Source organism: Prochlorococcus sp. MIT 1323 (assembly GCF_047304905.1).
GTDB lineage: Bacteria > Cyanobacteriota > Cyanobacteriia > PCC-6307 > Cyanobiaceae > Prochlorococcus > Prochlorococcus marinus_D.
This window is the reverse complement of sequence record NZ_CP138973.1, coordinates 1,073,274-1,087,536: the sequence shown is the minus strand read 5'-3', so window position 1 is coordinate 1,087,536 and position 14,263 is coordinate 1,073,274. Positions and strand designations below refer to the sequence as shown.

Genomic DNA, 14,263 nt, shown 5'->3' with positions numbered 1-14,263 from the left:
TCCATGAGCAAGAAGTATGACGCAGGGGTTAAGGAGTACAGAGACACCTACTGGACTCCCGATTATGTACCCCTAGACACTGACCTGCTGGCCTGCTTCAAGGTCACTGGCCAGGAAGGAGTACCCAGAGAGGAAGTTGCTGCGGCTGTAGCTGCTGAATCTTCAACAGGTACTTGGTCCACAGTTTGGTCAGAGCTATTAACTGACCTTGAGTTTTACAAGGGCCGTTGCTATCGCATTGAAGATGTCCCTGGAGACAAGGAGTCCTTTTACGCTTTTATTGCTTACCCTCTAGACCTTTTTGAAGAAGGTTCAATCACTAACGTTCTGACCTCTTTGGTCGGTAATGTTTTTGGCTTCAAAGCATTGCGCCATCTGCGTTTAGAAGACATCCGCTTCCCGATGGCCTTCATCAAGACATGCGGTGGTCCTCCTAATGGCATTGTCGTAGAACGCGATCGTTTGAATAAGTACGGTCGCCCCTTGCTTGGTTGCACCATTAAGCCAAAGCTTGGCCTTTCTGGTAAAAACTATGGACGGGTTGTTTATGAGTGTCTGCGTGGTGGTCTTGACTTAACCAAAGACGACGAAAACATCAACTCTCAGCCTTTCCAGCGTTGGCGCGAGCGTTTTGAATTTGTTGCTGAGGCTGTCAAGCTTGCACAGCAAGAAACTGGAGAAGTCAAAGGTCATTATCTCAATTGCACTGCGACAACTCCTGAAGAGATGTATGAGCGTGCTGAGTTCGCCAAAGAACTCGACATGCCAATCATCATGCATGACTACATCACTGGTGGATTTACCGCCAACACAGGTTTGGCGAATTGGTGCCGTAAAAACGGCATGCTGTTGCATATCCACCGCGCCATGCATGCGGTAATTGACCGTCATCCCAAGCACGGAATTCACTTCCGTGTGCTTGCTAAGTGCTTGCGCCTTTCCGGTGGTGACCAACTCCATACAGGAACTGTGGTTGGCAAGCTAGAAGGTGATCGTCAGACCACCCTCGGCTTCATCGACAATCTGCGTGAGTCTTTTGTTCCAGAAGACCGCAATCGCGGTAACTTCTTTGACCAAGACTGGGGTTCCATGCCTGGAGTCTTTGCTGTTGCCTCTGGTGGTATCCACGTTTGGCACATGCCAGCATTGTTGGCAATTTTTGGAGACGACTCCTGCCTACAGTTTGGTGGTGGTACTCATGGTCATCCATGGGGGTCTGCTGCAGGTGCTGCTGCTAACCGAGTCGCACTTGAAGCCTGTGTGAAAGCACGCAATGCCGGTCGTGAGATCGAGAAGGAAAGTCGCGACATCCTTATGGAAGCGGCGAAGCATAGCCCTGAGCTGGCCATCGCACTTGAGACTTGGAAAGAAATCAAGTTCGAGTTCGATACTGTCGACAAGCTCGACGTTCAGTAGATCGGCTTAATCGAGGAGACACCTGTCTCCTCAAAACTTGTTCTCAGATTTAGTTAGGCCAACACTTAATCGTATTGGCCCCCCAATATCCACATTCCAAGGTTCACCATGCCTTTCCAGAGCACAGTTGGTGACTATCAAACAGTCGCCACCCTGGAAACCTTCGGCTTTTTACCGCCGATGACCCAGGACGAAATTTACGATCAAATTGCCTACATCATTGCTCAGGGATGGAGCCCTGTTATTGAGCACGTTCATCCAAGCGGTTCCATGCAGACCTATTGGTCCTATTGGAAGTTACCTTTCTTTGGCGAGAAGGATCTGAATGCGGTCGTTAGTGAGCTTGAGGCTTGTCATCGTGCATACCCAGACCACCATGTGCGCATGGTCGGTTACGACGCTTACACCCAAAGCCAAGGAACTGCATTCGTAGTATTTGAAGGCCGTTGATTTAGTTTCAGCATCTATTCCTTAATAGCCTCGAGTTTTTTCGGGGCTATTAATTCTCATCAGAGGCGACGAGCCTCATTCCTCCTTACGACGTTTTTATTGGTTGGACATGGCAAAACAATCCAGTCGAGAGCTAGCGCTTGAACGCCGTAGGGCCCAGAGCAACTCAGGCAAGAAATCCACTTCATTAAATGGATCAAGCCCTAATCGCACCCGCAATGCTTCTGATGCACGTGTAACTAGGACTGATCAATCTTTCCTCAAGACTGGAAAAACATCTCCGCAGATAACCGCTCCTAAGAAAGAGCTATTAGATACGTCTTTTGTTGCTTCAAGAGAATCCTCTGGCGCTTCCCGTCGTCAAGTCAAATCCATAGCTAATCCTAGTCGAGAGTTGGTTTTGGCTCGTCGTGATCAGCTTTCTCGCCGTGGTCAGCCAGCGGCAAAAAGTAAAGATAGAACCCGTGCAGAAGTTGAGAAACTATCTTCAAAGCTTAGCCAGCAAGTTGCTGCAAAGAATGAGGTTAAGGATTTAGCCTCTAATCAAAAAAGTTTTGATGAATCTGCTGCTAATTCTTTGAGGACTTCTGATTCCATCTCAAGATTAAGTCCTAAACACTCATCTTCAAGCCGCCCTACTTCGAAACGCCGCTCAATACAAAATCCAAGTCGAGCATTGGTTCTTGCACGCCGTGAAGCACAATCGAAACACGGAAAAACAGCAGCCAATCAACCGACCTCTGCCGCATCAGTGGCGCGTCAGGGAGACCCTGACTTGTCAAGTCGAGAGATTTCACAGAGAGTGCGTGAATTGCGTAGTAAAAGTGGATCTACCGATAAAAAGCGTTCAGGTGCTTGTCGTCCCTGTGGCCCTAATCGTAATGGTTCCAAGCAGGCTGTTGCGGCAGATGCTCATTGGAAAGTTGGTTTAAGTGAAACAAATACAGGCCAGTTTGTTACTGGAACTCAAGCAAATCGCTCTTCTAAAACCACTGGCAACGAAGCGAGTACTTGTCGTTCAATTACAGGTACTCAATATTTAGGTTCAGAGGTGTTTGATGCTTTTTGTCAGTCATCTCCGCAACCAGGTCAGCCTTTAAAAGTTGCAGTTACAAATACTAGCCATGGAAATCGGGTGACCGGTAATGAAGTTGGTCGCTCCGAAAAAGTGACTGGTGATGAACCTGGGACTTGTAAGACTTTGACCGGCACTGAATATATTTCAGCTAATCAGGCCAATCAATATTGTGGAGCTAGCCAACCTTCCCCAAGAAAAGTTGGCCAGAGCATTACAGAAGATGGTCGCAAGGTTAGCGGTGTGATGGTGGGACGTTCCGAGAGGGTTACTGGAGACGAAGCTGGTTCCAATCGGCAACTGACTGGTGATCAGTATCTTGGAGCTGACCCACTCCCTGAAGGAAGACCTGCTGAAAAAGTTGGTTCATTTCATACTCTGCGTGGAGCAGGTGTAACTGGTACCAATGTTGCTCGCTCTGAGTACGTTACAGGCAATGAACCAGGTAGTTGTAAAAGAGTGACCGGTGATGAATATGTTGGTACTCAGCAATACAAAACATTTTGCGGTGGCAAGCCAAATCCTGAGGCCGCAAAGGTAGGTTTAAGCCTCACAAATAAATCTCAAACTGTTAGTGGAACTCTTACAGGTCGCTCGGAACTTGTAACAGGAGATGAGCCTGGAACTTGTAAAGCGGTAACTGGAACTCCCTATAGCGGTGTTGAACAGGCTTCAGGTTGGTGTGATACAAATTCTGTAAGAGAAATTCAGGATAGAACTCCAAAATTGTTGGGTACACCTGGCGCTGTGATGACAGGTCTTCAGCCTGGAGTAGGTGGAGTGATGACAGGAGCAGAGAAAGGTGCTTGTGAACCTTTAACTGGCACCCCATATGTAGGTGGAGATCAACTTGTTCAAGCATGTGGAAGTGATGCTCCCGCTGGTAGTAATGATTACCAGGGTTCATCAGAATCATCTCCTTGGACTCACTTTAGTGTTCAGTCTCCTGCGAGAGCGATGCAGCTACAGCGTGATCCTCGCTCTGGTGTGACAGGAACAAGTTATGAGCAGGGCTCTCAGATTACGGGTCCTTTTAATATGGCGGTTGATAAAATTACTGGCACTGAGCAGTTCCGTTTTGACCGGAAACAACGTCATTTCAAGTCAGTTCCTGTTGAAGCAACCCCCAATGATGTAAGTCAAACACGCCCAGAATCACGAGTTACAGGAGAAGGCCAATCTGCCGGCCTCAATATCACTGGTGATGATTGGGATCGCAGTGAAAGGGTGACTGGTACCGAAGGAGCTTCTGCCCGTCGCCGTAATCCAACTCGGCCTGGCCCGATGTCTGCGATGCCTGCCGCTGATTTAAAGCGTAATGAGGAACTTTCTCAACCAATGAGTCGAGTAACAGGGTCAAGTGGTAACACTGATCAAGGCTCCTTGATCACAGTCTCTGGCGGCGCAAGGGGTTGATTGATTGATGGCCTATCGCAATCGCAATTTGGCCTCTCAAACGCAAAGACCCTTGGCGCCGACTGCTCCAAGGAGGAGGCCTGTGGTAACACCTCAGATCTCTGATCGCTCAAGGCTAAGAGGGTTTGTCAATGTTGGTTCAGGACCTTGCCACCCTCTCACAGACAGAGCTGCAAATCAGCATCTGCAGACTTATGAAGCCAATGTCAAAGGCTCTTTTGAGCTGATTGTTCCTTTGCTTAAAAGGATCTCAGCACTTCAGCATGATCAGGATTTTGTCTCAAAGTCTCAAAGTCTTTCTCGCTCTGAACTTGGTTTTGATTTGCCTAGCCACCTTTTGGAACAGGCTTGGGTACGAGCATTAGATATGAGGGCCTTATTTGCTTGGTGTGTGTTTCAGTCTCATCAGCAGGTGAGTGACCGCTTTTTTCAAGAAGACCCTCTGCAAGGAGGAGAAGGCAGCATTCAAGCAAAGCATTTCCAATCATTCCTTGTTGATTGTGGTTTTCATCTCCTTGATGTATCCCCCTGCGCTGATGGACGCTTGGCACATACGATTGCTTATGCCTTACGGATTCCATTTAGTTCAGTAAGACGTCGCTCCCATGCAGGCGCTCTATTTGATGTTGAGAAAACCGTAAACCGTTGGATTAAGACAGAACATAGACGTTATCGAGAAGGTGTTCCAAATTCAGCCGACTCTCCAACGCGTTATCTCAAGGTTGTCACCTATCATTTTAGTTCCCTTGATCCATCTCATCAAGGATGTGCGGCTCATGGGAGTGATGATGCCTTGGCAGCTTCTGCTGGTCAACAGCGCCTGCTTGATTTTCGTGAATCCGTCGAAAATAGTTTCTGTTGTGGAGCATCAGTAGACCTTCTTTTGATCGGGCTTGATACCGATACTGATGCCATTCGCGTCCATGTTCCTGCGGCAGATGGTTCAATTGTTTTAGACGAGTGGCTTTCAGCGGAAGATCTTTATAACGAGACGCTTTCTCTAACTTCAGATGAGGCGATGCAACATATTGCTGAACGTGTTGAAGCCAGTGCGCCTAAGAAACCCGACGAGGGGATGGTGGCATTCATTGTGAAATTGATTGCAAACAACTTTTCTCAGATTGACTACGTGAAGCAATCACATGCTGGACCCTACCCAGATGCTGGGCATGCAGAGCGTTTTATTGGAGTTGGAATAGGTTTTAAGGAAGTGCATCTTCGCAACCTAACTTATTTCGCCCATTTGGATACTGTCGAAGTAGGTGCCCCAGATTTAGATGTAGGAGTGAAAATTTTTAAAGGGTTGAATGTTTCTCGAGATCTACCAATTCCTGTTGTTGTTCGTTTTGATTATTCTGGCCAAGTCCCAGGGGCAAGGGATCGGGCTGTGACTGATTGCTATCGCGTAAATCAAGCTATTGCTGAGCGTTATTCAGATCTTTTCGATCAGGGTCTTCTTCATACATTCTTGACCATTCGTGATCGTGATAAAAAAGACACTTCAGAGGTCGTCGGTTCCTCCTTGGAGCCTGTTCATCAGGAGGCACACTGACATGTTGATCTGCAAGGTTCTTAAGCCGCTTGTTTCCACCAATCGAATTCCTGGATTCGAACACAAACACCTTCAAGTTGTTCTTGATGGAAGTTCTAAGAAGGTTGCAGTCGATGCTGTGGGTTGTAAGCCAGATGACTGGGTAATTTGTGTTGGCAGCTCAGCAGCGAGAGAGGCTGCAGGAAGTAAATCCTATCCTAGTGATCTTACGATTGTAGGCATTATTGACCATTGGGATCCAGGCGCCCCGAAGCCAGTTTCAGGGGGCTCAGCTTGATGGAAATCATGCAGGTGATGGGCCGTTTGGTTTGTACGCAAAGGGTTGACGGTCTTGGTCATATGCATCTGCGTATCCTGCGTAATAACGCTGGTAAGCAGTTGGTGGCTGTTGATCCTGTTGGTGCTCGAGAGGGCAATTGGGTGTTCACCTCCAGTGGATCAGCTGCACGTTTTGCATGTCCAGATCCCAACACTCAAACAGATCTGACAATTGGAGGAATTATTGATTACTGGCTGCCTGATGGATAGCTAATAAATGATTCGGATTCGATCCATTTATTCTCTTCTTCTTAAACCTTTTATCCATGCCAAAACCTTCTTCCTCTAGTTCTTCAGACAGCCCCTCGTTGACGACAGCGAAATCTGCTGGCTCTGAAGTTGCCAAAAAAGTTCTTCCTGCCAAGGCAACACAAACTGTTGATGTTTCTGCTTCAACATCGTCCTCATCAAGTTCAAAGTCGACTACGAGCAGAAGCGCTGCCACAGGGCGTACATCCGCCAGCCGAGCAACGGCTGCGACGCCTGCATCAAGGGGCGGTAAGAGTGCTGCGGGTTCCAGTGGCAGTGGTTCTGCGTCTGGTGGTGCTATCAAGCCACCCGCCTCTTCCTCCGTGCCTTCTTTTGTTCAGGGGATTGCACTCGGAATGATTGAAACTCGTGGCATGGTTCCTGCCATTGAAGCGGCTGATGCAATGACAAAAGCTGCTGAGGTTAATCTCATCTCTAGGGAATATGTTGGTGGTGGTTATGTCACTGTGATGGTGCGTGGCGAAACAGGAGCTGTGAATGCAGCCGTTCGTGCTGGTGCAGATGCCTGTGAAAGGGTTGGTGATGGCCTTGTTGCAGCCCATATTATTGCTCGTCCTCATCAGGAAGTTGAGCCAGCATTAAGACCCACTCATGCAAAGCGCCGCAGCTAAGTTGGGTACACCCTAATTTTTAGCTTTCTAATTTGCGGGTTTCTTCTGTGGCGAAGTTATTCGGAAATCTGGTTTGATCAACTTTGATGACAAGCATTAAGGTTATTCTTTAACTTCGAACAATCCATCTCCCAACTGTTGTGATGAATCAATGGCAGAAGCGCTCTCGTCCAATACGACTCGAACGGCGATTTGAATTCGGAACCTATGCAGAAACCAGGGATTTTTTAGACCGTCTTGGCGAGCACACTGAAGCCGCAAAGCGCTTCCCTGATATAAGTTTTGGACGTACCTATGTCAATATCACTTTGCGGCCGGAGGATGAAGAAGAAGAGGTTGAGTTAAATGATGATGATTACAAATTTGCAGCTGAGATAGATGGACTCCTCAATTGATCTCTCTTTGGCTTATGCCGATTCCGGTGTTGGAGAGGTACTAGATCAGTTGGATTGTGAGCTGATTGGCTTGAAGCCGGTGAAGACGAGGATTCGAGAAATTGCCGCTTTGTTGTTAGTTGATCGGGCCAGGAAAGATCTCGATCTTGCTAGCACGATGCCAAGCCTTCATATGTCTTTTACTGGACGACCTGGCACTGGAAAGACAACTGTTGCAATCAGAATTTCTCAGATTCTTCATCGCCTTGGATACCTGCGCAAAGGACATGTTGTAACTGTCACCCGTGACGACTTAGTTGGTCAGTACGTTGGCCACACGGCACCAAAAACTCGGGAGATGATTAAACGTGCGCAGGGAGGTGTGTTGTTCATAGATGAGGCATATTACCTTTATAAACCAGGTAATGAAAGAGATTATGGAGGAGAAGCAATCGAAATATTGCTACAGGATATGGAGGGTCGGCGAGGTGATTTTGTTGTTATTTTTGCTGGTTATAAAGATAAGATGGATGCTTTCTATCAATCTAATCCGGGCCTTTCTTCGAGGGTTGCTCACCATATTGATTTCCCGGATTACAGCAATCAGGAGTTGTTGGCTATCGCTCAGTTATTCCTGGTCCAGCAGAACTATTACTTTGGCGATGAAGCTGAGGGCATTTTCGAGGATTACATCGAACGTCGCCGTCAGCTTCCTTTCTTTGCTAATGCTCGCTCAATTCGCAATGCTCTGGACCGTACCCGTTTGAGGCAGGCGAACCGATTGTTTGCACGCATGGGAGAACCGCTCAGTCGTGATGAACTGATGACGATCGAACCTGCTGATATCTTGGCGAGTCGTGTATTCCAAGGGGAGGTGGAAGGTCGGCATCCGACTCAACCCATCATGGAATCGTCTGAATGAGGATTGAAGATGGCTTTTTGGATGAAAACCTTTCTCTACTTTGGTTGTTCCAGATCCCTTCTGATCAGCACAAGCAAATAAGACGGTGCCTTGTAACGGCTGGGGAGGCAACGATTGAGGGTCTCAAGATGGCTCCAACAAACTGTGCGCTCTATCTCTTGGGTGCTACGACCTTCCTGCAGCAGTCGCCTTAGGGCCTTGCAGTAAAGGGGATAACCCGCCTCGAGTTCGCCAATGGTCAACTTGGCTTCGGCCATGGTTTCTCGCAGTACGCCTCTAAACCTATGCAATCTTCAGACTACTCAGCGGACTGTCCGTCTTGGCGGATCCGGCTTTTGCTTTCTGGTTCGGCCAATCGTTTTTGATCCTTTCAACGTTAGGGAAAGTCACAGGAGTTAGCAGTAACCCCTCTTCAGCCGTAAATCAAAATGATTAGGGATGATCGGATCTCAGAACTCCTGCTAGCTCAGGGACAAGATTTTTTTCTTGAGTCGCTACACGCTTGATCAAAGCGCTTCAGGTTTCCACTGGTTGTTTTCAGCCGAGCCAAGCAACGCAATCGATTTCCACTCGCCCACCTTTTGGAAGGGCGGCTACTTGAACACATGCTCTTGCTGGGCTGATGCCATCCCCGAAGATCTCGCCATAGAGAGCATTAACCCTTTGAAAGTCCGCCAGATCCGTGAGGTAAACCGTGGTACGAATCACTTGCCTTGGCTCAGCACCGGCTGCTGTGAGCACAGCCATCAGATTGCTAAGGACTTGGCGGGTTTCAGCTTCCACATCACCTTGCCCAACCATCACCCCGTTGGTTGGATCAAGGGCAATTTGACCAGAGCAGTACAGCCATCCTCCTGCTAGTACAGCCTGGTTATAGGGCCCGACTGGTGCTGGAGCTGATGCTGTGGTGATTGCTTGCACAGAAGGGGCGTTCATGGTCTGCTCTGAGCATGAATGTTGCATCATCGCTGTCAGCTTTGGTTTCTGTTGAAAATCCTCTGGGTGTGAGGCCGCTTCGTTGATGTTCCAGCGGCCTTGATCTCAATGGATTGCAATCTCACTAGCTGTTGGTCCTGTTCCATTGCAACAGGACTGCCTTGTTGCTGAGTCAGATATTTGTGCTTAGTTTCGCCATTGATCCTTGTGGTGGCGAAGTTCTGCTAGCTCTTTGCTGTTCTGAGCACGCACGAAGAGGTTGGTACGTTGTTCTTCTGAAATGCTGCTAGGCAGGCTCAGGGCACCCCTCTGGCGACGACTTGAAACGTCTGCCAGTCGTTCGCTGATAGCAACATCTTCTGGATGCAGGGCGGAGGCCCAGCGCAGATTTGCTTCGGTGTATTCGTGAGCGCAATACACACGGGTCTTCGCTGGCAGGCAACTGAGACGTTGAAGAGCCTTGAACATGTCTTCGGCAGTTCCTTCAAACAGTCGGCCACATCCAGCTCCGAAAAGGGTGTCACCACAGAACACTGCTGGATCTTCAAGATCTTCCTTGTTTGTGGGCAGGTAATAAGCAATGTGTGCTCTGGTATGACCCGCAACAGCGAGCACTTCAACACTGCTGTTGAGAAGAGAAACCTTGTCCCTATCGCGAACGGAGATCGTCTGGAAGGGAATGCGATCACGGTCTTCAGCGGCTGCTACCACGGCTGCGTTAGGCCAGTCCCTAAGCAGCTCAAGGGTGCCACCAATGTGATCAGCATGGTGATGGGTTTGAAGTACTGCTGCGAGTGAGAGCTCTCGAGTTTGCAGCCATGTCTTGACTGGTTCTGCGATTGCTGGATCCACAACGACAGCCTGGTTGCCTTTAATCCAGATCCAGATGATGTTGTCTTGAAGAACAGGAAGGGCATGGATCGATGAACGTTGTTTATCGCTAGTCGCAGCTGTTGAGGTTGCCTCCATCGTTAAAGTCCAGGTCGACGCATCGCTCCATGATCACTGTCGCGCTTGCAAAAGGAGCTTTGCTGAATGATTCGGTTGCTCGTTTTCAATCTGCTGGGTTGGATTTTTCAGCTGTACTTGATCCAGGCAATCGTCAGTTAATGGTGCCTTCCCATTGTGGCCGGGCCCGGGCACTGTTGGTGCGCAACGGGGATGTGCCCGTTTATGTTGCCTATGGTCAGGCCCAGTTGGGAGTTGTTGGTTACGACGTGCTGCGGGAGCATCAGATGCCCGTTGCTCAGCTGGTTGATCTTGGCTTCGGGGGCTGCCGTATGGCTGTGGCAGTGAAGGCCAGCAGTGGCTATCAGCACGCAGCTGATCTGCCTCCCCATTGTCGAGTTGCTAGCAAGTTTACCCATTGTGCTCGAGAATTTTTCGATGCTCTCGATCTGCCTGTAGAGCTTGTTCACCTGACCGGTTCGGTGGAACTTGGCCCTTTAACAGGCATTGCTGAAGCGATTGTCGATCTGGTCGCGACAGGCCGTACCCTTCGCGACAATGGCTTAGTGGCCATTGAGGAGCTATTTCAGTCTTCGGCTCGCTTGATCGGCCATCCATTGGCCTTGAGGTTGGACCGTGGAGATCTTCAGTTGATTGTGGAGGCTATGCGCATTCAGGAATCATTACCTAAAAATCCAGCTTGATGTCTGTTACTGATTTTCAGCGGGTTCGGCGTCTGGGGCGTTATCTCCGTGAGGACCGCCGGCGTCTATGGATGGTGCTTGTCCTCTTGGTGCCGGTAGCTCTTGCTGGTGCGATTCAACCCTTCTTGGTTGGCCAGGCAATCAGTGTTTTGAAGCAAGAGTCAACCTTCCCTTGGCTCAGTGATCTGCCAGTGAGCTCAGCAATAAGAGTTTTGGTGGGGATTCTGCTGATTTCTGTGCTTCTGCGCTTGGGTCTGCAGGGCTTTCAGTCTTTCAATATCGAGGCCTTAGGGCAACGGCTAACGGCGCGTATTCGTAACGATCTCTTTGGCCACGCCATGGCCCTTTCGCTGCGCTTTCACGATCGAATGCCTGTGGGCAAGTTGTTGACTCGGCTGACCAGTGATGTGAATGCACTATCGGAGGTTTTTGGCAGTGGGGCAGTAGGAGTTTTGGGGGATCTCGTCAGCCTTGTGGTGATTGCAGTCACCATGATTTTGATTGATTGGCGCCTGGGGGGGTTGCTGCTGGTGACGCAGGTACCAGTCACCTTGGTGATCCTTTGGTTGCAACGCCGATACCGGAAAGCCAATTACCGCGTGAGGGAGGAACTCTCTCAGCTCAATGCCGATTTTCAGGAAAACCTTCAGGGGCTTGAGGTTGTCCAGATGTTTCGTCGAGAAACGTTTAATGGGCAGCTATTTGATCGCACTGGCTCGGCCTACAGGCAAGCCGTGAATGGAACGATCTTTTATGACAGCAGCATTTCAGCTTTTATCGAATGGGTGGCCCTGGCAGCCGTGGCTGTGGTGCTGGCGCTTGGGGGATGGATGGTAACTGCCGAGACAATGGGCCTTGGCACCTTGACAACATTCATCCTTTATTCCCAGCGTTTGTTTGATCCCCTGCGTCAACTTGCTGATCGCTTCACTCAGATTCAGGGGGGCCTGACTGCTGTTGAACGGATTGGCGAGTTGCTGGAGCAGCCACTGGACATTGTCGATGCAAAGCCTGTTAAAGACGAACCCAGCGTTGTTAGGCCCTCGGCTTCTGCTGCTTGCGGTGAGGTGGTGTTTGAGGGGGTGAGCTTTGCCTATCGGCCAGACGAGCCGATTCTCCAGGACCTTAGTTTTCGCATTTCTGCTGGTGAACATGTTGCCCTGGTAGGACCAACCGGTTCAGGCAAGACGACCCTGATCCGCTTGCTTTGTCGTCTTTACGAGCCTCAAGTCGGGCGGATCATGCTTGATGGTGTTGACATCAAAACAATCCCTCTTTGGCAGCTACGCAAACAACTGGGGGTTGTGCTTCAGGACACCTTTCTATTTAGCGGCAATGTTGCAGATAACCTCCGATTGGATTCCTCGATTGAGGATGACCGTTTGCGGGCGATCTGTAGAGATCTTGGCCTTGATCCTTTGCTCAATCGGCTACCCAACGGCTTGGAGACTGAGCTCAGGGAGCGTGGCGGCAATTTGTCATCGGGAGAGAGACAGCTCTTAGCAGTTGCAAGGGTGGCCATTCGCAACCCCACTGTGCTGGTTATGGATGAGGCGACCGCTTTCATGGACCCTTCTACGGAAGCGACATTGCAAAGGGATCTAGATCGCTTGCTTGAACGTCGCACCGCGGTTGTTATTGCCCATCGCTTGGCCACTGTGGAAGCAGCCGATCGAATCATGGTGCTTCGGCGGGGCAAGCTGATTGAGCAGGGAACCCACCTTGAGCTTCGTGCCAAGGGAGGCCTTTATTCTCAGTTAGCGGAACTACAGGAAAGGGGACTGGCGAAACTTTGAATTTAGTTTTTGCTTTCAGCGATTGGATCTTGATTTCAGCTTCACGCTTAATGGCTATGGGCCTTGGTGAAGCAGGATCAATACAGTTCAGCACTGCCGTGTGATCAGCTCCTGTTCGCTAACGCCGGAGTTTCTTGAGCAGGCCTATGGGCATGGAGCACGAGAGTGCCCGTCTTCGAATGAGCAGATCAAGCTTGTCTTCAGTCAAGACCGTTCATTCGATCTTGTTGAGCTTGAACAATTGCTGGAGGCTGTGGGTTGGAGTCGCCGGCCGATGCGTCGAGTGCGTCTTGCACTTGATCACACGCTCTTGAAAGTGGGCCTTTGGCGCCATGATCCCCTGTTGCCTCGTTTGGTTGGTTTTGCTCGATGTACAGGTGATGGAGTTCTTGAAGCCACAGTGTGGGATGTGGCGATTCACCCCATTTATCAGGGGGTGGGATTGGGTAAGCATCTAATGGATTACACCCTTGAATCTCTTAAGGAGATGGGTGTTAAACGAGTCACGCTCTTTGCTGATCCAGGTGTTGTCGATTTCTATGAGCGACAAGGTTGGACGCTGGAGCCTGATGGCCACAAATGTGCTTTCTGGTATGCCTAAGGATTATTGGTAATAGTCCTTTGACAGCTGCTTGGCTGCCTCTCCTCTGCGCCAGCGTCTACGCAATTGGGCGTTTTGCCAGGCTTGATTGAGTAGACCTAGCCGTTGCAAACGGCGGCCATCGGTGTAAAGGGGTAATCCCAGGCTCAGCAACTTGACTTGGCAAGAGAGTCGCTGCACCAAATCGAGATCTTCCATCAAAGGGATGGGTTTGTATCCCCCGATGCGTTGGTAGAGCCTTTTGCTGATGAGCAAGCCTTGATCGCCATAGGGCCTTTGCAGCCAATGACTGCGAAGGGCCACAGCTAGTTCCAATAGACGCAGTTTTGTTCCCTTCCCTTGGATTTTGTAGTCGAAAAACCAAGCATTCAGCTCTCTTGCTGGCTCAGTAATCACTGCTTCAACGACAGCGGGCCATTGGGGGGGGAGTCGGCTGTCGGCATGCAGGAACATCAGCCAAGTTCCTTTGGAATGGCATGCTCCATGGCTGAGTTGAGCACCCCGATTGGGATTGGCTACTCGCAGTACTTGAGCTCCTGTGAGTTGGGCAGCGAGTTCTGTGTCATCACAGCTGCCAGCATCAACGATCCAAAGGTCAAGGGGTGTCGGCCAGCGTTGGAGATCGGCCAACAGCAGTGGTAGACGGCTGGCTTCATTGAGGCTCGGCACAATCACGCTGAGGTGATGTCCCACCTCACTTAGAGCTGAGATGTTGCTCATTGATGAGAAGTTTTGAGCGGCATTGCTTCCTTTTTGAAAGAGGTCATCTTGTTCTTTCTCGACCCGTTTTTCTTGCCTTAAACGAGTTTTTTCCTGGTTCATATCCTTGTCATATCAATCCTTCCTCGCATGCTTGCCATGGAGAAAGGATGAG

16 protein-coding genes are annotated in these 14,263 nt (G+C 49.7%); 12 read left to right on the top strand and 4 right to left on the bottom strand.

Going from position 1 to position 14,263, the window contains the following annotated elements:
* The first annotated feature begins 3 nt into the window (after window positions 1-3).
* The 9 genes from SIB68_RS05335 (at window position 4) to cbbX (ending at window position 8,404) form a co-directional block, all read left to right on the top strand.
* Complete coding sequence (locus SIB68_RS05335) at window positions 4-1,416, top strand: form I ribulose bisphosphate carboxylase large subunit (RefSeq protein WP_011825472.1); 1,413 nt, start codon at window positions 4-6, stop codon at window positions 1,414-1,416.
* A 108-nt stretch (window positions 1,417-1,524) separates the two neighbouring features.
* Window positions 1,525-1,866: a ribulose bisphosphate carboxylase small subunit gene (locus SIB68_RS05330; RefSeq protein WP_011825473.1), complete on the top strand. Its 342-nt coding sequence runs from the start codon at window positions 1,525-1,527 to the stop codon at window positions 1,864-1,866.
* A gap of 109 nt (window positions 1,867-1,975) precedes the next feature.
* Entirely contained in the window at window positions 1,976-4,357 is a 2,382-nt protein-coding gene (locus tag SIB68_RS05325) for a CsoS2 family carboxysome shell protein (RefSeq protein WP_063400206.1), read from the top strand.
* A gap of 7 nt (window positions 4,358-4,364) precedes the next feature.
* On the top strand, window positions 4,365-5,909 hold the full coding sequence (locus SIB68_RS05320; protein ID WP_063400207.1) for a carboxysome shell carbonic anhydrase: 1,545 nt from the start codon (window positions 4,365-4,367) through the stop codon (window positions 5,907-5,909).
* A 1-nt stretch (window position 5,910) separates the two neighbouring features.
* Window positions 5,911-6,186, top strand: a complete 276-nt coding sequence (locus SIB68_RS05315; RefSeq protein WP_011130572.1) for a carboxysome peptide A — start codon at window positions 5,911-5,913, stop codon at window positions 6,184-6,186.
* The gene (locus tag SIB68_RS05310; protein ID WP_011825478.1) at window positions 6,186-6,437 is read left to right on the top strand and encodes a carboxysome peptide B; all 252 of its coding nucleotides are present in this window, start codon (window positions 6,186-6,188) and stop codon (window positions 6,435-6,437) included. Before SIB68_RS05315 ends, SIB68_RS05310 begins: the two co-directional genes overlap by 1 nt.
* A 56-nt stretch (window positions 6,438-6,493) precedes the next feature.
* Window positions 6,494-7,108, top strand: coding sequence for a BMC domain-containing protein (locus SIB68_RS05305; RefSeq protein WP_063400208.1), 615 nt, complete (start codon window positions 6,494-6,496; stop codon window positions 7,106-7,108).
* A gap of 143 nt (window positions 7,109-7,251) precedes the next feature.
* Window positions 7,252-7,503, top strand: coding sequence for a 4a-hydroxytetrahydrobiopterin dehydratase (locus tag SIB68_RS05300; RefSeq protein ID WP_063400209.1), 252 nt, complete (start codon window positions 7,252-7,254; stop codon window positions 7,501-7,503).
* Window positions 7,487-8,404, top strand: a complete 918-nt coding sequence (cbbX, locus tag SIB68_RS05295) for a CbbX protein (RefSeq protein ID WP_063400210.1) — start codon at window positions 7,487-7,489, stop codon at window positions 8,402-8,404. Before SIB68_RS05300 ends, cbbX begins: the two co-directional genes overlap by 17 nt.
* A 35-nt stretch (window positions 8,405-8,439) precedes the next feature.
* Here the strand turns inward: cbbX and SIB68_RS05290 are convergent, their stop codons facing one another.
* The 3 genes from SIB68_RS05290 to gloB all read right to left on the bottom strand — a co-directional run bounded on the left by SIB68_RS05290 (window position 8,440) and on the right by gloB (window position 10,309).
* Window positions 8,440-8,661: a DUF3136 domain-containing protein gene (locus SIB68_RS05290; protein WP_011130567.1), complete on the bottom strand. Its 222-nt coding sequence runs from the start codon at window positions 8,659-8,661 to the stop codon at window positions 8,440-8,442.
* A 280-nt stretch (window positions 8,662-8,941) separates the two neighbouring features.
* Entirely contained in the window at window positions 8,942-9,340 is a 399-nt protein-coding gene (locus SIB68_RS05285) for a Rid family detoxifying hydrolase (RefSeq protein WP_011825483.1), read from the bottom strand.
* A 186-nt stretch (window positions 9,341-9,526) separates the two neighbouring features.
* Entirely contained in the window at window positions 9,527-10,309 is a 783-nt protein-coding gene (gloB, locus tag SIB68_RS05280; RefSeq protein WP_063400211.1) for a hydroxyacylglutathione hydrolase, read from the bottom strand.
* 29 nt (window positions 10,310-10,338) lie between these two features.
* Between gloB and hisG the strand changes: the two genes are divergently transcribed.
* The 3 genes from hisG (at window position 10,339) to SIB68_RS05265 (ending at window position 13,389) form a co-directional block, all read left to right on the top strand.
* Window positions 10,339-10,992: an ATP phosphoribosyltransferase gene (gene hisG / locus SIB68_RS05275; RefSeq protein ID WP_011130564.1), complete on the top strand. Its 654-nt coding sequence runs from the start codon at window positions 10,339-10,341 to the stop codon at window positions 10,990-10,992.
* On the top strand, window positions 10,992-12,788 hold the full coding sequence (locus SIB68_RS05270; protein ID WP_063400212.1) for an ABC transporter ATP-binding protein: 1,797 nt from the start codon (window positions 10,992-10,994) through the stop codon (window positions 12,786-12,788). Before hisG ends, SIB68_RS05270 begins: the two co-directional genes overlap by 1 nt.
* A gap of 100 nt (window positions 12,789-12,888) precedes the next feature.
* The gene (locus SIB68_RS05265) at window positions 12,889-13,389 is read left to right on the top strand and encodes a GNAT family N-acetyltransferase (protein ID WP_063400213.1); all 501 of its coding nucleotides are present in this window, start codon (window positions 12,889-12,891) and stop codon (window positions 13,387-13,389) included.
* A 3-nt stretch (window positions 13,390-13,392) separates the two neighbouring features.
* Here SIB68_RS05265 and SIB68_RS05260 read toward each other — a convergent pair whose 3' ends face one another.
* Complete coding sequence (locus SIB68_RS05260) at window positions 13,393-14,211, bottom strand: TIGR04283 family arsenosugar biosynthesis glycosyltransferase (protein WP_081215496.1); 819 nt, start codon at window positions 14,209-14,211, stop codon at window positions 13,393-13,395.
* Window positions 14,212-14,263: the final 52 nt, after the last annotated feature.